The sequence below is a fragment of the Lentzea sp. NPDC004782 genome, from assembly GCF_040609115.1.
In the GTDB taxonomy this organism is placed as follows: domain Bacteria; phylum Actinomycetota; class Actinomycetes; order Mycobacteriales; family Pseudonocardiaceae; genus Lentzea.
In genome coordinates this window covers 32,105-52,865 of sequence record NZ_JBEXJN010000049.1, presented here as the reverse complement: position 1 = coordinate 52,865, position 20,761 = coordinate 32,105, and the positions used below count along the sequence as shown (strand labels likewise).

The window sequence follows — 20,761 nt, the reverse complement described above, 5'->3', positions numbered from 1 at the left end:
ACGCAAGAGTGAACCCAGGTCCACTACCTCAGACGGGTGACGCGACGTAGAGTCGCTGACGTTGTGGCGACGACCTTGACGCCGGTGTTGCTGGATCAGATTCGCCCTGCAGGAGTGGCTACCAACTGTGATCGGTTGGGCATCTCGTCCCAGGTACGGCCCTCAAGGAGGCGACCACCTGCTTTCGGCGTGCGGCCTCCCCATTGCTTGAAGAAGAAGGGGACTCCTGCTTGGGCGCACTGGTCACGGATGTCGATCACCCAGCGTTCCTCGACGGGACGTGCGTTCGCGCCTGACTCTCCGCCGACGATGACCCAGTCGATGCGGTCCAAGTTGACATCGTGCAGCGGGCCGATGAGTGGCTCGCAGGACAGGAATCGCACCGCCGCTGGTATGTGCGCGAGGTCGTCGATGCGTCTCACCACGTCCTGGCTCTCCACGGATGTGCCGATCCACACGTTCTCCGGCCAAGTGAGCTTGTCCGCGATCCTGCGCAGTCTCAGTGCTCGCTTGGTGAGGATCTGATACGTGTGCCGGGGGGTCGAGGCCATCACGTCGAACACCCGCTGGATGAACTCGAGCGGGATCTTGGCGTGGAACAGATCGCTCATCGAGTTGACGAACACCAACCGCGGCTCACGCCACCGGAACGGTTCGGCGAGTGAAGCGGCGTGGGTCATCACGCCGAAGCCAGGACCGCTGGTTCGCGGATCCCCATCGGTCTGGTACTTCGCGGAACCCATGGCCTTCAACCGTTTCGCCAGTGCTAGGGCGTAACAGTTGTCGCATCCTGCCGAGATTCGGTCGCATCCGGTTGTCGGATTCCACGTCGTCTCGGTCCACTCGATGCTCGATCGGGTGCTCATCGCTCTCCTCCTGGCCAGATCGACACCGTAGGGCACCGGTTCCTGCCTCTGATGAGTGCTACCCCAGCTTGTATCTCGAACTAGCGTTCGAGGCAACACGCCGCGCCGCGTCCATAAGGTCGTGACGGTGGCGAATCTGTACTGTCACCGAGCCTCGCATCCACCTGGTCGGCTACGGCGACTGGACCGGCCCCGTCCCTTTCACGCTCATCGAAGTCGGGCCGACCGCACACACCACCTTGGCGCAGATCGCGGAAGACCTGGCGTGCCCGCTCGGCGGCGGTGAGCAACGTCCGGACTCCGTAGCCCGGTTTGTCGGAGGTGTGTGTTAGACCTAGGCCGAACGGCCGCACGAGCGCGACCGCAGGGCGACATGGAGTCCGTGCATGAACTTCAACTCCTGGGACCTCAAGCACCAGCCACGCGGCGCGATCGTCGAGGTCAAGCTGAGCGGTAACGCCGCCAACGTCCGCCTCTTCGACAGCTCCAACTTCAGCTCGTTCAAGGCAGGACGGCGCGCGACCGGCTACGGCGGCCAGGCGACCCGCTCGCCGGTGCGCCTACAGGTTCCTCGTTCGGGTCACTGGTACCTCGTGATCGACTACGGCGGCATGAGGGGCAGCGGTCGCGCGTCCGTGCAGGTGCTCCCTGGAGCGCTGCCGGAACTGCGCCAGCGGTCGATGCCCACGCTGGACCGGCTCGCGGAGTCCGTTGCCGCGCTCAACCATGTCGACAACGAGCTCATCTCCAAGCAGTGGGACGTGTTCATCTCCCATGCGTCCGAGGACAAGGACGAGATTGTCCGTCCCCTCGCTCACGCTCTTCAGGGTCTGGGCCTGCGGGTTTGGTATGACGAGTTCGAGCTGAAGCTCGGCGACAGCCTCCGGCGCAAGATCGACCAAGGCATCGCCAACAGCGCGTTTGGTGTGGTTGTGCTCTCCGAGTCGTTCTTCGCCAAGGGATGGGCGCAGTACGAGCTGGATGGTCTGGTCACCCGAACTGTCGACGGCTCGCAGGTCATGCTGCCGCTGTGGCACCGGCTCACTAAGGCGGAGGTCATTTCCTACAGCCCTTCGCTCGCTGACAAGCTGGCCCGTAGCACTACCGACAGCACCCTGGAGGAGATCGCCGCCGAGATCGCGGAGATCGTCATCTCTGCCACCCGAGAGGTTGCTTGAGGACGGCGAATCGGAGTGAGACCCATGTGTCGTTGCCCGGTGGGCCAGGCTGGGGAAATCGTCCACGCCGCTCGTAGTAGCGCAGCGCCTGTGGATCACGCCCGCCAGCTTGGCGAGTCTCTTCCCTTCTCATGCCGGGGTACCGGGTCAAGTCGTGCTCACGGCAGGTGGCGGTCCAGCCAGCGCAGCAGCACGCCCAGACGTCCGCGCTCGTGCCTGCCCTTCCTGATCGCCCTCTTACGGACGGCGTGAACCCCGGTCCGTAGGCGTCCAATGGGCGACGAGTGCAGTTCGTCGCGGCGCAGCATGGCGCGGCGCCGTAACCAGTTGGCGCAAGCATGGATCTGGGCACGGGAGCTTGTAGCTGCTGTTCGTGCGGAACTCGCAAGTCTGGTTGCCAGCAGTCTTGGCGAACTGCCGGCCGGAGCCTTTTGCGAGTTCGAACCTGTGGTGCGGGACCTGACGCCGGTCCCGCAGGATTCGCTGAGCCAGCGGTCTGCGCACCGCTTGCTGGGTGTCGCAACGGAAACGCTTCAGTCCGGTGGCATCATCGTGGTCGTGCGTGGCCTACTCGACAACGAACTCCTCGACGGACCTCATGAGGTGTCCACTTGGCTGCGGCCGGTGCGATGCGCACATCCTGTCGCAGTCGGTGATGTGCCCGGTGCCTTGATGGAGATCGAGTGGCTGTGTCAGCTGTGGGGAGGCGGTGGCCGTCCGCTCCTTCCAGTTCGCGACGGACAGATGCCGGACCTGTACGCCCGTCTGCTGGAGTCCGAGCTGGTCGACTACGTCGCCTCGGGGATCGACGTCGCGACGCCGTTCAGAGTTGATCAGCAGTCCACGTGGGACACGCCGGTGGTTTTGATTGCCTCAGGCGAAGACCGGGATCGTTGGCTTCGTCCGGTGGAGGTGGTCGAGCTCGCGGATGATGATCCTTGGCGGCCGGTCTACACGGCTGTGCTGGGACGACTTCCTGCGACACCGGACCCGCAGAAGCTCGACCTCTTCTTCCTTCGTAAGGATCTGACCTTCGAAGAATTGTTCCCGATTCGGCGCGTTCAAGCTGAGGGTTCACTGCAGGACCTGTTGATCCGGCTCGACAGCTCCGATCACATCAAGCCGCGGCAGCTCAGCAACATGAACTTGGCCGCTGGTATGGAACCCGACACTGGTTTCATGGGGCACGACAAGACGATCCCTCCGCGGTTTCCTATCCGGAGGGCGGCCGGCCCGAACATCATCGTCGTGCTGTCGCCTGGGTCTGTCGAGGATCTGGCGCTGCTGTGGAACTTGAGGGCGGCGCACGGGGACAGGCGGGTGTTGCCGATCGGTGTTCCGGCCGCCGAGTTCACTGATCAGGTTCTTGGTGAACTGCGTCAGCCCGGTAGGGCGACGATGTTCGGGTGGTCAGGTGGGAAGTGTCATGTCACGAGCTCATCGCTGGGGCGCGAGGAGTTGACGGCATTGACCGCACGGACGCCTGGCGTCGTTGTGGCCCGCGAGGAGGAGCTGCTGACCTTCGGTGGTGCCCCGGGAAGGCCTGGAAGTCAGGTGGCCATGTGGAGCGCGGGTCGCGCCAGCCCCACGGTGTCGGACGCCGACCGGAAGGTTCTCAGCCCGTTGCAACAAGATGGTGCCCGTGGTGCGGACGTGATCGTCGACATCAGGGTGCGCGAGCGGTTGTTGCCTCGTGACCGGACGATGCGTGGGCCGCGGTTCTCTGCTGGTTATCGAGGGGGCGCCGCTCAGGCGGATGTGCTGAGGATGGGCCGCATTGATCCGGTTGGTGTGATGTGGCCACCGTCCTGGACTGCTTTGGCTGCCACTGCCCAGACGCGCGGCCTGTCTGCCAAGCCGTCGGAACCAGGCCTCGCTGCGGTCGCGTTGCTGGAGTCTTTGGGTGGCATCGAGCAGATCCGGTGGTTGCTACACGGACCGTTGATCGACTTGCTGTATCGGCTCGGTGAGCGCAGTGGCATGTCGTGGTGGAAGAACCGATGGACGTCGGTGCACAAACAGCTGCGCGCGCAGGGCGTTGATGGTGGGGCGTTGGAGCGTGCGGCGCAAGCGCTAGGTCGTGACGATCCGGCCATCGCGCCCTCGGGCGAGGGACGCGACCTTCCGCTTGAGGACTTCCGGAAGGCGCTTGGCGGCAAGCAACCTGCCGCGGAGAACTGGGTGACTTGGGCGGAGGAGCGGCACCTGCTAGTGCGAGGTGTTCGCGTCAGCTGTCTTGAGTGCAACGGAAAGTCGTGGTTGCCGATGGCCTCGTTGCCTCCACCTGTGGGTTGCACGGGCTGCGGTCGTGAGATCAAGCAGCCGTACGGGGCCAGCGAGCTGAAGTTCACCTATCGGCTCGGAGAGCCACTCCGTCGCGTCCTTGAGACCGACAGCCTTGGGCACGTGATCGTGTTGCGGTGGCTCAACGAGCTGTTCGAGAGCTGGGACCTCGTTGGAGCACATCCTGGTGTGACATTCACGGACCCTGCGACCGGTCAAGATATCGGGGAAGCCGACGTGCTGCTGTTGTTCGCGAACGGAGATCTCGTACCCGTCGAGGTCAAGCGTCGCGTGGCAGGCGCCGACGCCCGCACCACTGACTTGATGGACACCTTGGCCGAAGCGTTGAAAGCACCTTGGGACCTGCTCGCCGTTACCCAGCCTGGGCGAGAGTGCGCGGAGCTGATGGAACTGGCACGCGCTCTGCCGCAGCGACCACGTCTCCTACTCACCAACGATCAACTGCACGAGGGCTTCCCACTTTGGGCCGTGGGCAAGAACCCATTCGCCGCTGGGGATTCACGCGATCCGGACCAGGACGCAGGTCGTGAGGCGTCATTCGTCAAGGCTGTGTGCGACGGCTATCTCGAACAACCACGTGACCGTGTGAGTTCGACGCTTCTAGACCCCTCGCTGAAGTAGCGGCCGGCAGACGGCCAGCCTCCGTACTGGTCCGGATGACGTTGGTGCATCACTGCGGCGAGCTGCAGCAGGGCTCGTGCCACGGCTGCCGGACTGCTAGCTGAGTCAAGGCGGCGTCGACTTCAGGGGGTGCGCTGTATTCCTCGGCCTGCGGCGGAGGGGCTGATCTGGCGATCCTGCCGCGCCGCGCGAGCGAAGGGTCCGCTTGGAATACGGACCCTTCTACGGCCTACTCGGGACTGTTGGCTGATCCCGCTCCTAAGTTGTTTGCTCCGTAGGAGTGCCCTGGGGTGAACACTAAGCCAGACAGTATTTCGTCTGGCTTAACCAACCCTTGCCACGTGACCGGCCATGCTGCTGGGCAGCTCCCAGGTAACGGAGGGGCATCAGATTAAACTTCAACTGCACCACCTCCTAGGGTCACGCCGCCAGGTTACCAGTATGAATGCTGTTGGCGTCACCTCGAGGTCGTCTGTAACACATCCGGTAGTGAGAGCGCTAGCCGGAGGCGCAACCCGCTCGGTACGCGGCTGGGTTCGACCATGTCGCGGATATGGTGACGACTCCCGTAATTCCAGCTGCGAAGGCCCCGACGCTGGCATACTGTGCCTCCGAGTCGTTGGCCCAGGTAGTATCGCCAACCTTAGGCAAAGGATTCAGATGACGACACCTGATCCTCAGACCATGAAGCGGCTGGCTTTTATCCGCTTGCTCCATCAGCAAGGTATCGACCAGTCACGTCTTCCTGAACCTCTCACGTTCACTAGCATTCTGTCTTTCCATGATGCCGTCGAACTTTTCTTGATCTTGACGGGTGAACATCTCCAAGCCACCTTGTCGGACCGAATTCAGTTCATGCAGTACTGGACCGAACTCGGACCACGTCGACTCGCGAACGGTGTTGACCTGTCAGGCAGGGTAGCTATGGATCGCCTGAACCGTCTGCGCAATGCCTTCAAACATGCCGGGGCGATGCCTGGCGCGGCTGCAATCGAGCAGGCGCGCGCCGATCTTGCTAACTTTTTTGAGGACAACACCCCAAAAGTCTTCGGCGTGGCGTACGACCGAGTCGACATGACTGAGATCGTTCCGCAGAATCAAACCCGAGACAAGATCAAGAAGGCGGTTGCTACCAACTTTGGTGGAGACCGCATCGAGGCGATGGCGCTGCTTGTCGAGGCATTTGATGAATTGTTTGCCGAGGTCGACAGGCATAGCTATCCGTCATCGCCGTTCAGCTTCGGTCGGCGCATTCATCATCCTCTTCGCGAGTACGACATTCACTCTATTCTTCGTCAGCCGTCGGATCAGGATAGTCGCATGCCGATTCGAGGGGCGGAAAAGCTTGCGGAAGAATTTGATATAGTTCGCGATATTGCATTGAGTGCTCAAGATGCTCTACGTGTCATGGTGCTTGGTATCGACTACCGGGAGTACGAGCGATTCCGGCAACTAACGCCGAGCGTTTACGGCACGTTTGGTGTTAGCAAGCTCCATCGGTCGCACAGCGACGATTACGCTCCAGATCAGAGTGAGTTCGACTTCTGTCAGCAGTTCGTGATCACCGTCGCGCTGCGCTATGCGGAGCACCAGGCGTACCTTGATCCACCTTCGTGGAAGCAGGTTGCGCAGCCGTGAACTGGTAGTGTTGTTTGGTGATGGGACAGATAATTGGCGACGCTGCTTGGCGAAATTTCGACTTCGGCTAACTAGCTCACGTTCGTTAAGGAGTTGGTGTGTAGGCTGTCGACCTACGCGCATTACGATCTTGTGTGTTTGGATGTAACGGCTTCGGCTGAGTCACGGCCTGGGTTTCGGGCTGTGGGTCCGTTGGAGCCAAGCACCTACTTAACGCGGGCTGATAAGCGCTTTTGCATTGCTGGCTGGCTTGCCAAGTTGCCACCGGCCGCGGCTGACTTCCGTGAATATTCAATCACCACTCGATTCGCCGACGCATGGGCAACTGGCAACCAATCCCTATTGCCGAATCCGTTGTCGGTGAGGTCACCGTCCTCAGCAAGCGCGTGGCATGGGGCCAGTGCTGCGGCGAGCCGCGCTGTTGGTAGGTCAGTGGGGTGACGATCTGCAACCGCGGCCACCCTCGGTGCTCTGTGGCCGTTCACGTTGATCAGTCACCTGATGGGCCTATCGACATGCGCACACGTGTTCTGGTGGGAACGAAGTGGTGTCTGAAGGCGTGGGCACGAGCACCAGTGCTCGTGCCCACGTTCCTGCCCTCGCCGGAGGAGGTGTTGGTAACAACGGCACGCAGAGTACCGACAGGGTGTAGGTCGAAGCTCAACGTGTTGCTCGTTAGACCGGAGACTTCCATGCCGCCAAGCGTGGACGAGGTGAAGCGGCTTGGTCGCGCCATCGCCTTCGTGCACCAGCACGAACCTAACGTGACAAGCCCCTTCGTGAAGGCGGAGATCGAGATCTTGCTACTCACCGGGCGGGCGATGGACTTTGCCGCCCGCTTGAAGGGGTACAACAGCTTCATCCGGTTGCCATCAGAGATGGTGTTCCAGTTCGCGCAGTTTGCGGGTCTCGGGCGGCACGAGCTCCAACAGGTTGTTCTGCCTGCACTGAAGCGTGCAAACATTGTGGACTACACCGTTGATCAGGATGGGAACGTCTCAGAGCTTGAGGAGTATGTCGGCGTCTCGGCGTCGTTGTTGGAGCAGACTGTCGTGTTGTTCGAGAGTCTCAACCCGACTCGCTCGGACCGTGCTTTTCTGAATTCTGTTGAGCTTGGTGCGATCGCACCGCTCGCGAGAACAGAGCATCTCGAACGAATTTCCCGGCGTGGCTTCAGCTCCGAGGAGGCCGAGCGTGCGCTCACCGTCACTCGTGCGGTGGGTATCAATCAGGCGTTGCTATCGGCTGAGCTGAATGAAGACGTGATTTTCAGTCCGTACGTGTGGGGTACTGGACAGATCGATCTTGCGAGCTTCCTGCAGAAGTTGCCGCCTAACGAACGAGACGCGTTGCTTGACATGAGCCAGCAGGTGCTCATGACGCCAGGCATCTCCTTCAACCGCCTCAAGGGCTCGCCTCAAGCGATCTTGAGTGCGCGGCGAAGCGGCTTGATCCAGTCGGCGACGGTGCACTCCGCGTCAGGTGGTCAGTCCACCTATGCGTTCTCGCCGCTGCTCGAAACAGCGGACAATACCCTCGCCACCTCGGAGGCATTGCACCAGCGCAAGCTCTTCGTTGCACACATCCTCTTTGGTCACGAGCAGGCGAGAGCTGGCTTAGGTCGCATCTTGAGCCCCGCCATCCTTGTGAACTCGTTGATCAACCGCGGCCAGGTCGGTCCGGCTACCAACATCAAGACGGACTATCACCTGCTTGAAGCGGCCGGGATCGTGTCAGTGCGACCAGTAGATGATTCAGATCGTGCTTACCTTCGACTGGTTAAGCCAGAGATTGCCAAGGACGGCCTGGAGTGGATCCGGCGCATCACCGACTCCAGCGGCGCTGAGACGATCAAGCTGCGACAATCGCCCTCCGACTTCACGACGCCGGAGCAGATGCGCATGGCGGCGGAGGATGACGGCGAGGCTCGTGAGCTAACGCGGGCCGCTGTGCTCGAACTACGGAAGGAGACGCAGCGTGCCACGCGGCGAGACGACCCCTGGGCTTGAGCCCGGCGACCGTGCCGAAGTTCGAGTTGCTCAGGCATGGTTCTGGGACGGTTACTACGTCCGCCGCGGAGTCGACCTCCAGCATCGCTACGGACGCGATGCACTCAGTGTCACGGATCTGGATCTGCTTGGCTATCTGATTAGTCCGGCGCTGACGGCACAGAAGTACATCGGTGAAGTGAAGACCGGGAAGTCAAGCAGTACACCGAGACCGCTTGACCGAGCGCTGTGGGTTAGAGGTCTCCGTGAGCTCGTGAAGGCCGAGGGCGCGGAGGTCACCACTGCGTTTCGAGCGTCGGCTGATGTCCGTGGATTCACTCGTACCTTCGGTGTGACGATCCAGCACCTTGACGATCTCGAAGCCAGGGAGCGTCGTCTGTATGTTGACGACATCGTCGATTGTGGTTCGCAGGGCGACACGATCGCCCTGCTGATCAAGCAGGTCCACAAGCAGTTGAAGGGCGATGCAGACCTAGAACGTGCGTTCTGGTTTCTCCGGTCGGAGGTCTGGTTCCTCGACCCATTCGACGCGATCAAGCGCAACATCGGCTTGCTGCGCGAGCTGAGGCCGAGATGGTCGGATGGTCTCGATACAGGCTCACTTCAGGCACTGCGATGGTTGTATGCGGAGTCGATAAGTGTCTTGGGGTTGCAGCTTGCCCTGATCGCGGGCGTTGCCGTCACCATGGACGTCTCGTCGTTTCGGGAGCTAGCGCTGGCGCGGTTGTCTGTAGGAGACATACCCCTGTCGGCGATGACTAGGATCTCCGATCGCGTTGATCGCTACGTTAGCGAACTGCTCAAGCATTTTGATGCACCCGTAGACGTGCGGATGGAAGCACTTGGCGCGGTCATGCCTGCGGCGCCTGAGTACGCCGAGCCCTTACTTGAGCTTGTTCAGCGTCTCGCAACCCAGGTCGGTGCGACGTCCAGACTGCCGCGCCAACTTGATCTCCTGATCTTCGAGCGCCTTGCTAGGGCTAGGTCAATCCGAAGTGATGCGGCACGGCGCCTTGGCTTCGGGCCGGCAACTGAGCGCCTCGTCAAGCTGGTTGCCGCTTTCCTACGGGGACAAGTCGGTCTGCCGCCTGCCGTGGACCATGCGCTCACTGCTTCACTGTTCTCCACACGTGGCACTCCAGTGGACCAGCAGGCTCTGTTCGAACCAGAGCCGGAGCATGCGGACGAGCATCAGGCAAATCAAGCCAAGCCGTAGCTGCTTGATCCGTTGCGTTGGCTCACCTTCAGCCCCGTGTCCGGCAGGTACAGAAGTCAGGCGGACAACTGCGGTGCCCATTGCTTCGCGAGGCTCCCGAACACACCTGTGCGCCAAGCACGCGTGATGAGTTCGCGCCAGCCAGTCACCGAGTCGATGATGTGCTTGTTCAGCTCCGCTCGCGCGCTCTCCCACTGGTCGTGTGCCGCCAACCTTGCCAGCAAATGCGGGTGAAGTGACGTCAGCCCACGGTGGAGCTGCTCCCACAGTTGGCTGGGCGAGTCTCCGAGTTGCGGAGCGTCAGCTAGGTGATCGAGGTTGTAGAACCTGCCAGCGATTGCGTAGGTGCCGAGCGTCTCCAGTACCTTGCCGATGTGCGGGTCGTTGTCCACCTTGTCGAGCAGTTCGACTATGTAGCCAGGCGCAGTGCTGCGGGTGGGCGCATCGTGGACGATGAGTCCTCGCACATGCTTGTGTAGCTCCACGATGTCATGGCCGAAGCCCTTCATCATGGTCTTGGACGGCCAGCTTCCCGCGGTGTCCAGCGTGTGCAGGCCCGCGCTGAGCTTCAGCAACTTCTCAATGCCCCCGGCGAGGCAAACAAACACAGTGTCTGCGTCACGGCTGACGAACTTGTAGAACTCGAGCACCTGAAGTCCGTGCCGGAGGAGTGAGGCAGCGGCGTCCACCTCGTCGCTGAGCGCGCGCACTTTGTCGAAGGGGATGTTGCTGCTGCTACTCGTCATCGGCTTCGTCCTCGAAGGGCAGCGGAACGTCGCCCGCAGGAATGCCGTGCGGGTCGTCGAGGTCTTTGATGAACCCGTCCCCGTAGTCCAACTTGTGAACCAGACGCAAGCCCTTCACCTTGGGGCGGTCGTTGTCGACGATGATCAGCTGGAACGGGCGCTCGAAGCGGCCGTCACCGATGGCTCCGCGCTCCTGCAGGGCATCGAGGAACTTCTGGTAGACCCGTCGTGCGAGGCCGCGGTCCGGGTCGTTCGTGCCGAGGTTCTTCTGGGGCGAGTCGATGATCAGCAAGCCGGGCAGCCCGCATTGATCGGTCTCTAGCGTGTAGCTGAGCAGGCTGAGGCTGTAGGCCACCGACACCGCGACTCGGGCGCCGCCACCACGAGACTCGAAGGGCTGCTCGTCGACCCATGGCAGGAGAGTTTTGGCGTCGATGCGAGCCAGCCCTGTGGAGTTCGGGGGCTCGATGCTCTTGATCGTCCGCCGGAAGATGTCGGTCAACGCCTCCGCGACGTCGTCGCGGTTGTCGTAGGCCTCCTCCGCGACACTCAGCTCCGCGTAGCGATTCTCTTGCTCCTCACGCAGCTTCGTGATCGCCAGTTGATCGTCGTCGAGGCGCTGCAGGATGGTGTCGATCTGGGTCAGGTCCTTGAGCTGCTGACGCAGCGCGGCGAGTTCCGCTGTCGCACCGGCGATCGCGTCAACGTGCGGGGCCACCGCTTGCTCGGTCTGCTCGTTCTGGGTGGTGAGCAGCCCCACGAGTTCGACACGAGCGGTCTCGGCCGCTCGCCGGGCCGCCTTTTCCGCGTCACTCAGTGCCGGCATGCGCAGCTCGATCTCTTGGCGCTGCTTCTGCAGCCGGATCCGCGTCTCAAGGTGTTCCTGGCCTCGTAGTGGGCGGCAGCACAGGCTGCAATGCCCAGGAGGCGGGACGATCGCTAGGAGGTCCGCCTCGCACTCGGGACACTCCCGTTTGTCGGCGACCAGCTCTAGGGTGCGTCGATCGGCGGGGTCTGCATCCTCAAGTACTCCGACAGCGCGCAGGCACTCGTTGACCTTGTCGAGCTCAAGCTGGACTTCTCCGAGATCGCGGACGGCGCGCAGCAAGTTCTGCTCGGCGTTGTTGACCCTGTTGTAGGCGGCGAGCCGGCGCTGCTGCCACTGATCGGCGTGCGCGACCGCGGCATTCGCGGACGCCCGCAACTGCGCGAGGCGTGCTTCCGCTTCCTTCTCCTGAACGGCCAGGTCCGTTAGTGCGGCACGCACAGCGGCCGGGTCAGTGGCCTGCGACTCGGCCAGGAACTCCACAATGCCGGTGCTGCGGCGCTGACGTGTGCCGATTTCGCGGTCGATGGCTTCGAGTTCTTTTCGCCGCCTGGTCAGCTCGGGGTTGGTAATCCCCGTCAGGAACTCCAGCGCGTCCAGGCGCAGCCGGTCGGAGGAGGACGGCAGGACGATGTGCCGGTCGATGTCGAACTGGCTGCGGTGCAGGTAGGGCCACACAGCCGAGTGGAATGTCGATTTCGGACCCAGCGCGGAGAATCCCTCCGTAAGACCGAGGTTGTCCAGCAACCACTCCGACATCGTCGTGGCCTCGGCACGGGTTTGCCCGGCGGCGAAGCGCCCGACGAGGTCACCGACCTCGTCGGTGACCTCGACCCGCGAACTGGACGATCGCGACCGCCTTAGCGTGTAGGTGCGGTTACCCAGCCTGATCTTGAGTTCCACCTCGCGCAGCAGGCGGTGCACGGCGCCACGAAATGGCACGTTGTCGACGCCCAGAGCGAAGCCGATCGCATCGGGGATCGAGCTTTTCCCGGTGTCTGCAGGGCCGTGAATGACCACGACCTGGGCATCAAGGTTGTACTCGTGGGCCTGCCACCCACGGTCAGTCCTGATCTTGAGATTCAGCATGCGCAGCACCCGCGCCATGGGTGCTCCTTCCTCTGCGGTGTCGCCGCAGCAATTCGACGAGGCGGTCCGTGGACTGCTGGCCGGAAACCCTGCCTGAGCGGTGAAACTCGGCATGCCTGCGACGCCTTCGTGCCACCCGTTCGGCCGCGCGAGAACCCTCGAACGGCCGAACCCTCGCAATCACGTGACTCCAACTTGCGTGAAGTTATAGCGGATGGTCGACGCTTCCGACGACACGACCCACCCGTGCGTGCATACGGGGCTCGTCGCGCGTGCGTCGCCGATCACGTCGCGCAGATTGTTGACGCACAACGGGTCGGCTGCTGTTCCACGTGCAGACGAACACTCCATGTGCTCGCCCGCGCGCGGATAGTCACCATCGTGGCGACACGCAAGGACCCTCAAGCCTGGAAGTTGGAATCCAAGAGTGTAGAGTCCACTCGAACGCATTGATCATGCGCGAATGCGACGGAGGTGGTGTGCGTGGTCGGGACGCAGCACGCTGACGCCGGAGTGCCCTTGCCGGACGTAGATGTCCTGGTTGCGGGCATCCGGGAGCTGGTGGACGCGGCGCGAACGCTGCGCCAGATGAACGTGACGGGGGTGCAGGCGCTCCCGCCTCGGCTGGTGCAGGCGTGCCGGGAGTTGCTGGACGAGGTGGACGCCTCCTCCAGCAGCTCGTGCACTACGTCTGTTCGTGGTCAGCACTCACGGATCGACGCAGCACCACAGTCAGTCGTGAACAACGCTCTCCGGGAGGTGCCGTTGCGACGCTTGCTGCTGCAGGTGGTCTTGCCCGGCGAGACCTTCACGGTGCCGGAGGTCGTGGCCCGCCTCGCGAAGCTGGGCAAGCAGGTCGATCCGGCCAAGGTCAGCAACGCGCTGGGCTACCAGGTCGACCGCGGGCAGTTGGTTCGTGAGCGTAAGGGGCTCTACACCTACCCGGTGGAGGCACTATCAGCCGACGTCGATGGCACCACAGTGCCGGGCAACGCGCCGGCTGCAGGCGTGAGCGGATCCGTCCGAACCGATCGTCGTCAGCAGGGCGACGATCATGGCCGCCGCACCGTGGCGGTGCGGGGACAGGAGGATCGCCGTGACTCAACCACGGCGGGAGAACGGAGAGAAGCCGGCTAGGAGAAGAATCCACCGGTCCCTACTACGACGAAGGAGCCCCGTATCGCCGGGCGGCCACCCGGTGGGGACTCCTCGTCACATCCAGTGCCCAGAAGCACATAGGACGTCTACTGACGGTACCAGCAGCACCTTGCAGCGTCTATCGCTGCGGGCTCGCGCAGGGGCGGCAGCGATGTCGCACGTCATCAGGTTCTGGTGGAGCTTGCCTCCCGAGATCCACAACTGGGTCGCAGAGCGGCTCCAAGACCTGATCGGCTGAGCTCCTGCGGTGGGTGCCTATTGTCTCCCACCGCAGGGACCCCGCTAAGCCTGCGATGCGCGCCCTTAACCTCGGCGATCCCACCTGACAAGCGGCGAACGATGCGCTCCTCGCGCTTGCGCGAGGAGCGCATCGTTCGCCGCAAAGGCGTTGGTGAGTTGGACTTCTTTCGTGCCGCAGCACTGGAGGAGCGGTCTCCGCGTCTTGGGCACTCCTCACCGGAGGTGTTTGGCTATGCAGCCACGGCGAACGCCCGCTCCGCGAACTCTCCCTCGATCGCACTTGCGTGAAACGCGAAAAACTCGCCGATGGTGAATTCCAACTCGGCGGTTCCGGAGGGTTGAGGCACAGTGCTTCGAAAGACTCGTGCGCCATCGTCTCGGACAACGACCTCGATGCAGTGGCCCGACAGCTCGCCGCGGCCAAGGCCAGCAAGGAAGGCGTCAAACTGGTCGGCCGTGAACCACATTCGATGATCATCAGGGGCGCCGAAGACCTTCTTCGTGTCCCGAACCGCAACCCAGCCGTCGCGCCGAGCGACATGAACGCAGTCCTTGTCCGGGTTGCTTCGACTGGACTTGCGGAAGTCCGCTTCCTCGAACACTGGCGCGTTTGCGATCATCTCGGGGTCTTCTCCTCTGCCTGCAGTCCTGCTACTTGCCGAAATCGCGCGCCACCTGGTGCATGAACGCACGGGACTCCTCGAAGCCCAGCGCGGCCGCGGACAGGCGTGCATGGGCCTGATCGTGGGCCTTCAAGGCGGACTCGTCATCCAAATATCGGATCTCGCCCTCGCCCTCGGTGTAGGCCAGTTCCAGATGTCCGGCGGCACCCGGTGACGGCACACGTACAAGTGTGAACGAGGTCCCGAGTGCGACTCGGCGGCCGGCTGGGACCTTGAAGGGCAACACCTGGATCATCATGTATGGCCGCTGTGACACCTCGATCAAGAACTCGATCTGCTCGCGCATCACGGCCGGGTCAGCCCACTCACGCCGCAGACACGACTCCGATAGGACCATGTGCACGTCCGGCGGGTTGTCCTTCTTGTAGATGTCCTGCCGAGCTAGCCGCGCCTGCACGCGGTCCTCCACGGTCAACCCATCGGCGCCGGGCTGACCTTCGTGAATGGCTCGGACGTACGCCTCGCACTGGCCGAGACCAGGGATGACCTCCGACTGCACGAGTCGAATCCGGTCGGCCAGCTTCTCCAGGTCCACCCGCAGCCGCATGTCCTCGCTGTAGGCGCGGTTGTGGCCGGTGGTCCAGAAGCCTCGCTTGTGGTTGTCGCGCCGCAACTCCATCAGTGTTGCCTGGTAGCCGGGATCGCGGAACCCGAGCTTGTTCGCCATCCGCTCCAGGTCGCCGACAGTGATGTTCCCTTTGCCGTCGATCAATCCGGCGATGCGGCTCTGACTCGTCTCGATCGTCGCGGCTGCTTCAGCCTGCGTGAAGCCGGACTTCTTGATCATGTGCTCGATCTCTTTGCCGAGCAGCAACTTCTTGGCTGTGCGGACAGCGGCCATGCCGGGGTGGGCCTTTCCAGGATGACGGCGGGTCCTGCGCGTACGGCTGGAGGTCATCTTGCCTCAACTACGCAGCGTATCTCGCAACTGCACCCGTTTGGGCGTGCCGCCGAAGGTTGATTATCAACCTAGTTAGTATCACAATCAGATGTGCCCAAGATGATACCGCCGAGGAACATACGCGACTGCATTGAGATCAAGTGAGGGGGCGGGATGACGGACTTGCTGCGCGTTGCCAGCCTGCCTTCACGCTGCGCGGACGCTCCACCGAGTGAGAGTTGCGGCAGGAGCAGGTCTGGTCTGTGTCACCGAACATCCCTCCGTGCCCTATGTGGCGGCGGCATGTCCGTCGGTCGGCTGTTCCTTCCGGTGCTTCACAGCTCGCGAGACCGGGAGGTCCTGTGACTCCGCTGCACCCCACGAAGAGCCAATCGTCCGAGACCCGTCGGCCTCAGGAGATCAAAGTCAGGTGTCGCGACATCGTGGGACGTCGTCGCTTCATCCGTGTCGTTCTGTTGCAAGGCAGCACGATCGCGCTGATCGTTCCGCCAGGCGAAGTCGCGGTCCTCAACTCGGACGACGTGCTTCATCTTCGCGGCGCGTTGCGCCAGGCTGTGTTCGTCGCTTGCGATGCACTGGACGGCGGGGATTATTCGCACGCGGCCACGGACTTGAGCTTCCTGTCCTGCACCATCCCGTGTGAGGACGCCGTTGGCCGCCAGCGGACGATCACTGTGACCGCGACATCCGGCGAACCGATCATGCTGATCGCCCCGGCTGGAGGGGTGTGTGTCCTTCAACCTCTTCAAACCGGAAGCTTGCGGGGCGCTCTACGTGACATGCGCCTAGTCGTGCTCGGCGGCCAGGCGGCATCGCTAGACGTCGTGCAGCCTGAGTCAGCGCGCCGAGAACCCGAGCGGGTGGTCGCATGACCCTCACCGTCCAAGTGGGACTCACGGTGCTGACTGGGTTGATTTTCCTGGTGCGTCTCGTCTGCGTCATGGTGCAGGCCTACGACGACAAACAGATCATCCAGGAGCGAAGTCCGCGGACGAGGCTATGACCGGCGCCGGGGAAACGCATGGCCAAAGTCAGCCTGAATCTGATCCGTGCGCACCAAGCGTCGACTACGCGCTCAACCACGGTTGGTCGTTGGTGCCCAGCCTCGGACATGGCGTGTACGAAGGTGCGCTGACCCGTGAGGTCAACGGGTTCACGGACTTTGTCACGCTACCTCGGCTTGGTCACGCGCTCGTCGCGCGGTTCTACGGCGGGCCTACTCGCGATGAGCCCCGGAAACCCGGCACTGAGTGGTTCAGGCACTACGTGCCCATCGAAGTCGCGCTCAACTGGATCTTGGTCAATGCGGACACCGACGAGCTGCTCCACGACTGGATCCAGACGGACACAGACTCCGGTTCCCGCTAATGACTTCACGCAACGCTGACGACGAGCAAGGAGCTAACGACATGTCATGCGAAGCCGTAGCTGCCGGCGGCGATCTTATGCGTCCTGGGCACGACGGCGATAGCGACGTGCGTCAACGCGCGGCCGAGCTTCGGCAACGAGGATTCCAGCAGACGCAGGTCGTTGACCCGGACACCCACCAGGTTGCCTGGATGTGGGCCAGGGTCTGGAAAGGCGTTCGGGACGCAGTGATCGCCACTCATGATGGCGCACTCGGCTACCGCGTATGGGATGCCGATTTCGATCCGCACAAGCCCTTCGTTGTGGAAGACGACATCGCGCTCTGGAGGCGGGTCGGCAACTTCATCAGCGTCAGCAGCGAACTGCTCGCGATCGAGGATCTGCCGCACATGCGCGGCTACTTCTCCAGGCGTGCCGCTGAGCGGGTCAACCCACCGAGCTGACACCTCTACGGGTGCGGTCGCGCTGTCGCGTTCCATCACGCAGCCCCGGACGGCGCGCCCCCGGCGTGGCCCGGCTCCGAATCAACTCCCTCTCGGAGCCGGGCCCCTGTAATCACCAGAACACGAGGAACACACATGCAGAGCCCGACCAACGACGATCTCAAACGCCTCGCGCAGCATCTCGGAGACGAACTCCGAATAGCACGCAAGGCACGCGGTTGGACCCGTGACAAGCTGCGCGATCGGCTGACCATCGCCAGTGGTGATGATCTCTCACTCCAGACGCTCGGCACCTACGAGCAGGGCACCCGCAGCATCTCCGTCAAGAGGTTCGTCCAGGTCACTTTCGCCTTGGACGCCACACCTCAGCAACTGTTTCAGCGTGCACTCATCCGTACCTTCGGCGACTTCGATGACGTCCACGTCGATGTGAATCTTCATGCGCTTGCGTGCTCTGGCGATCCCCGACTCAGACGGCTTCGGACGTGGGCTGAAGTCCAGCACCGGCAGTCGGATCACAACCCAGTTGCACTGGTCCGGCTCGATCCTCCGGCGATCCAGACAATGGCAGACCTCTCGGGCCTCGGCCCGGCCGACCTGATCGCCGCTCTGAAAGAGCTCTAGCGGACGCGACCTTCCGATCACCGCCCGTCTGTTATCGATCCCCGTCCAGTACGCGGTATGGCCAAGTCGGCCGCGCTTTTCCGTCCACAACCTTTGGAGCGACCGTGGCCGAGTTGTCCAACTTCGCTGGCAAGATCCTGCGCACCATCACCTCGATGCCCGGTACTTCCGACGTTGTCCACGTCGATCTCATCCACGCTGTGGTCGGCGATCCTGTCCAGGGGAGTGACGTCGTGGACGAGCTCGTCCGAGCGGGTCACGCGATCGAGGTTGATCCATGCCACTACCGGCTGACAACGGTGATGCAGCCCGCGGCAGACGATGACCCACTCGGCTACGACGCGTTCATCCTGTGGCACACGATCCGCGCCACGATGGCTGACAAGATCACCCAGCCGTTCAGCTGGCGTCTCTCTCCGGTCTACGAGCAGCCGGGCCAGCTCTACGAATCGGCTGAACACGCGATGAGTTGGTTCCGCGAGCACCGACGGCTTCTCGTCGCCATGTTGAACGCTGCGTTCGAGCGCGGCTGGTATGACCTCTCGTGGAAACTCGCTGAGCCTCTGTGGTCACTGTGCCGGTTCGCCGGCGAGCACGAGGACGAACTTGCCACCCAGCTACTTAGCCTCCGGGCCGTTGACCACCTGCAGGACGACCAACAGGCCCTGCGACGTGCGGTGTTCCATGCTCGCTCGGCGTTCGCCTTGTCCAGTCTGCGTCGCCACGATGAAGCCCTCCCAGAGGCCGAGCGTGCCATCGAACTTGCACGCCGAATCGACACACCGCAGCTGTTGTCGACCGTGCTGTCCGTGCATGGGCGTGCGCTCCAGTTTGCAGGAAGCCCACGAGCTGCCCTGGAAAGATACGAAGAGGCGCTCGTCCTGGCGGAGGAGACGGAGGACACCCGCAGTATCGCGCTGCGGTACCGGCGCGTCGGCGAGGTCTTGATCCAGCTGGACGACGTCGTGGCCGCTACCGAACACTTCCGTGCCGCGGCAGAGTTGATGACCGCTGTCGGCGACGCCGTCGGTCGCGCGCGAGTCCTCACGTTCCTCGGCCGTGCGCAACTCGCAGAGAATGAGCATGTCCGCGGTGCCGCGACGGTTCTTCCTGTACTCGAAGTGCTGGAGAAGAGCGGGTGTGCACTGTACGCAGCGGATGCACTCGAACTTCTTGGCGAAGCCTCCGAAGCGCTCCACGAACCGGCTGCGCGCGTGTACTACATCAGGGCCATCGAAGCGTTCCAAGGCGCGGGCGAAGCTATCCGGGCCGAACGTGTGCGAGGTCGCCTCGCCGGCCTCGGCAACGTTTGAAGGCGTCGTCGTTCCAGGTCAGGACAAGGATCGATACGGCGATCTGTGCACGTCTGCGAAGACACCCCCTGCCGCTTGGACCGGCGGTTGGGGACGTTTGGGAAGGTAACCGAGTGAACACTGAAAGTGATATCGAGGTCGGCGCGGAAGCGCTCCGCAAGGCGATGGTTGACCAGCTCCGCGGCATGGGTGCCGTCCGCAGCGACGCTGTGGCAGATGCCCTGTTGGCTGTGCCCCGGCACCTGTTTGGTCCTGGGGAATCGCTGGAGAAGGCGTACGCGGCCAAGGGCACGCTGCTCACCAAGTGGAACGACGAGGGCGAGGCTGTGAGCACCGTGTCGGCTCCGCACATCCAAGCGATGATGCTGGAGCAGGCCGAGATCGAGCCGGGGATGCGGGTATTGGAGGTCGGTTCCAGCGGCTACAACGCGGCACTGGTCGCCGAGCTGGTAGGCCCGGAGGGCGAGGTCACTACGGTCGACATCGACTCCGAAGTGGTGGAGCGCGCACGAGCGTGTCTGGCTGCGGCTGGATACCACGGTGTGCACGTGTTGGAGGTCGACGCCGAGAACGGGGTGCCGCAGCACGCTCCGTTCGATCGGATCATCGTCACCGCAGGGGCATGGGATTTGCCTCAGTCGTGGTGGGAGCAACTCACCGAGGGCGGCAGGATCATCGTCCCGTTGCTAATGCGCAGCCTGACTCGGTCTGTGGCGTTCGAACGGGTCGGTGATCACTTGGTTAGCCGAGGCTACGAGCTGTGTGCCTTCGTGCCTATGCAGGGCATCGGGTCTCACTCGGAGATGAGCATCCCGTTGCATGGCGACGATGTGATTCTCCGGCTCGACGACAACCCCAGCGTGGATGTCGACCGGCTGCGTGAGGTACTCGCCCAGCCACGTGCAGAAGCGTGGTCAGGCGTCACGATGAGTGGCGAGGGCCGGTTCGACGGCCTGCAGCTGTGGATGGCTATCGCGCTGCCAGGCTTCGGCTTGCTCATGGCGACCAAGGAAGCGCAGACGAAGGGAATCGTGGCTCACGCCTGGCCGATCGGCGTGCCCGCGGTTGCTGTCGACGGCAGCCTGGCCTACCTCGGGCTGCGGCCTGTGGCCGATGACCCGTCGGCACGTGAGTTCGGCGTGTACGGACACGGTCCCGATGCCGACCAGCTCATGGAGCGGGTATTGGAGCGCATCCGGTCGTGGGACGGCGAAAGCCTCTCCGCACAGATCCATGCTTACCCGGCGACGACGCCGGACGAAGAGCTTCCCCAAGGTGGACTCGTGCTGGACAAGAAGCACACGCGGATCGTCGTGTCCTGGTCCTGACGAGCCCTGAGGAAGAACACACGATTCACAAGGAGGACATGTCCATGACCGTTCAGGCCGATCTTGCGATGCCACCGGCGCCGGACGGCTTCGATCTCGACATCCGGTTCGCGGAGTCGGGGCCGGTGCTCGATGTGCTGGTGCAGCTGACTGGTGACAACTGCGGAACCACGTGCGAAAGCGCGTGCGTCAGCTGCCCGTAGCCCGCGT

General features: G+C 62.9%; 19 protein-coding genes. 14 read left to right on the top strand and 5 right to left on the bottom strand.

From position 1 onward, the window contains the following. Positions 1–95 precede the first annotated feature (95 nt). Positions 96–866: a phage Gp37/Gp68 family protein gene (locus ABZV40_RS34935; RefSeq protein ID WP_355451551.1), complete on the bottom strand. Its 771-nt coding sequence runs from the start codon at positions 864–866 to the stop codon at positions 96–98. Between the two features lie 386 nt (positions 867–1,252). On the opposite strand from ABZV40_RS34935, the gene ABZV40_RS34930 reads away from it, so the two are divergent. From ABZV40_RS34930 to ABZV40_RS34910, 5 genes are all read left to right on the top strand, one after another. Beyond that, the gene (locus ABZV40_RS34930; RefSeq protein ID WP_355451548.1) at positions 1,253–2,044 is read left to right on the top strand and encodes a DUF1883 domain-containing protein; all 792 of its coding nucleotides are present in this window, start codon (positions 1,253–1,255) and stop codon (positions 2,042–2,044) included. Positions 2,045–2,317: 273 nt separating this feature from the next. Further along, complete coding sequence (locus ABZV40_RS34925; RefSeq protein WP_355451545.1) at positions 2,318–4,969, top strand: hypothetical protein; 2,652 nt, start codon at positions 2,318–2,320, stop codon at positions 4,967–4,969. A gap of 684 nt (positions 4,970–5,653) precedes the next feature. Further along, a complete protein-coding gene (locus ABZV40_RS34920; RefSeq protein ID WP_355451542.1) occupies positions 5,654–6,607 on the top strand; it encodes a hypothetical protein in 954 nt (317 codons plus the stop codon). Positions 6,608–7,311: 704 nt separating this feature from the next. Further along, a complete protein-coding gene (locus ABZV40_RS34915; protein WP_355451540.1) occupies positions 7,312–8,616 on the top strand; it encodes a hypothetical protein in 1,305 nt (434 codons plus the stop codon). Beyond that, positions 8,585–9,832, top strand: a complete 1,248-nt coding sequence (locus ABZV40_RS34910; protein ID WP_355451537.1) for a hypothetical protein — start codon at positions 8,585–8,587, stop codon at positions 9,830–9,832. Before ABZV40_RS34915 ends, ABZV40_RS34910 begins: the two co-directional genes overlap by 32 nt. 56 nt (positions 9,833–9,888) lie before the next feature. On the opposite strand, the gene ABZV40_RS34905 is transcribed toward ABZV40_RS34910, so the two are convergent. Together ABZV40_RS34905 and ABZV40_RS34900 are read right to left on the bottom strand one after the other, a co-directional pair. Further along, positions 9,889–10,578, bottom strand: a complete 690-nt coding sequence (locus tag ABZV40_RS34905; RefSeq protein ID WP_355451535.1) for a hypothetical protein — start codon at positions 10,576–10,578, stop codon at positions 9,889–9,891. Further along, positions 10,568–12,511: a hypothetical protein gene (locus ABZV40_RS34900; RefSeq protein ID WP_355451532.1), complete on the bottom strand. Its 1,944-nt coding sequence runs from the start codon at positions 12,509–12,511 to the stop codon at positions 10,568–10,570. The genes ABZV40_RS34905 and ABZV40_RS34900 overlap by 11 nt, the downstream gene beginning before the upstream one ends. A gap of 465 nt (positions 12,512–12,976) precedes the next feature. Here ABZV40_RS34900 and ABZV40_RS34895 point away from each other — a divergent pair, with 465 nt between their 5' ends. Beyond that, positions 12,977–13,630, top strand: a complete 654-nt coding sequence (locus ABZV40_RS34895; RefSeq protein ID WP_355451530.1) for a hypothetical protein — start codon at positions 12,977–12,979, stop codon at positions 13,628–13,630. A 491-nt stretch (positions 13,631–14,121) separates the two neighbouring features. Here ABZV40_RS34895 and ABZV40_RS34890 read toward each other — a convergent pair whose 3' ends face one another. Both ABZV40_RS34890 and ABZV40_RS34885 read right to left on the bottom strand, forming a co-directional pair. Next, on the bottom strand, positions 14,122–14,511 hold the full coding sequence (locus ABZV40_RS34890; RefSeq protein WP_355451527.1) for a DUF397 domain-containing protein: 390 nt from the start codon (positions 14,509–14,511) through the stop codon (positions 14,122–14,124). Between the two features lie 31 nt (positions 14,512–14,542). Continuing rightward, positions 14,543–15,415, bottom strand: coding sequence for a helix-turn-helix transcriptional regulator (locus tag ABZV40_RS34885; protein ID WP_355451524.1), 873 nt, complete (start codon positions 15,413–15,415; stop codon positions 14,543–14,545). Between the two features lie 401 nt (positions 15,416–15,816). Between ABZV40_RS34885 and ABZV40_RS34880 the strand changes: the two genes are divergently transcribed. The 8 genes from ABZV40_RS34880 to ABZV40_RS34845 all read left to right on the top strand — a co-directional run bounded on the left by ABZV40_RS34880 (position 15,817) and on the right by ABZV40_RS34845 (position 20,754). Then, positions 15,817–16,347, top strand: a complete 531-nt coding sequence (locus tag ABZV40_RS34880; RefSeq protein ID WP_355451521.1) for a hypothetical protein — start codon at positions 15,817–15,819, stop codon at positions 16,345–16,347. Then, positions 16,344–16,478, top strand: coding sequence for a hypothetical protein (locus tag ABZV40_RS34875; RefSeq protein WP_355451518.1), 135 nt, complete (start codon positions 16,344–16,346; stop codon positions 16,476–16,478). Before ABZV40_RS34880 ends, ABZV40_RS34875 begins: the two co-directional genes overlap by 4 nt. Next, positions 16,475–16,843 (top strand): hypothetical protein, encoded by a 369-nt coding sequence (locus tag ABZV40_RS34870; protein ID WP_355451515.1) that lies wholly within the window; start codon positions 16,475–16,477, stop codon positions 16,841–16,843. The genes ABZV40_RS34875 and ABZV40_RS34870 overlap by 4 nt, the downstream gene beginning before the upstream one ends. After that, complete coding sequence (locus ABZV40_RS34865; RefSeq protein WP_355451512.1) at positions 16,843–17,286, top strand: hypothetical protein; 444 nt, start codon at positions 16,843–16,845, stop codon at positions 17,284–17,286. Before ABZV40_RS34870 ends, ABZV40_RS34865 begins: the two co-directional genes overlap by 1 nt. A 135-nt stretch (positions 17,287–17,421) precedes the next feature. After that, entirely contained in the window at positions 17,422–17,910 is a 489-nt protein-coding gene (locus ABZV40_RS34860; RefSeq protein WP_355451509.1) for a helix-turn-helix transcriptional regulator, read from the top strand. Between the two features lie 104 nt (positions 17,911–18,014). Next, the gene (locus ABZV40_RS34855) at positions 18,015–19,223 is read left to right on the top strand and encodes a tetratricopeptide repeat protein (RefSeq protein ID WP_355451506.1); all 1,209 of its coding nucleotides are present in this window, start codon (positions 18,015–18,017) and stop codon (positions 19,221–19,223) included. A gap of 113 nt (positions 19,224–19,336) precedes the next feature. Then, a complete protein-coding gene (gene fxlM / locus ABZV40_RS34850; RefSeq protein WP_355451503.1) occupies positions 19,337–20,551 on the top strand; it encodes a methyltransferase, FxLD system in 1,215 nt (404 codons plus the stop codon). Between the two features lie 38 nt (positions 20,552–20,589). Next, the gene (locus tag ABZV40_RS34845; protein ID WP_355451500.1) at positions 20,590–20,754 is read left to right on the top strand and encodes an FxLD family lanthipeptide; all 165 of its coding nucleotides are present in this window, start codon (positions 20,590–20,592) and stop codon (positions 20,752–20,754) included. Positions 20,755–20,761: the final 7 nt, after the last annotated feature.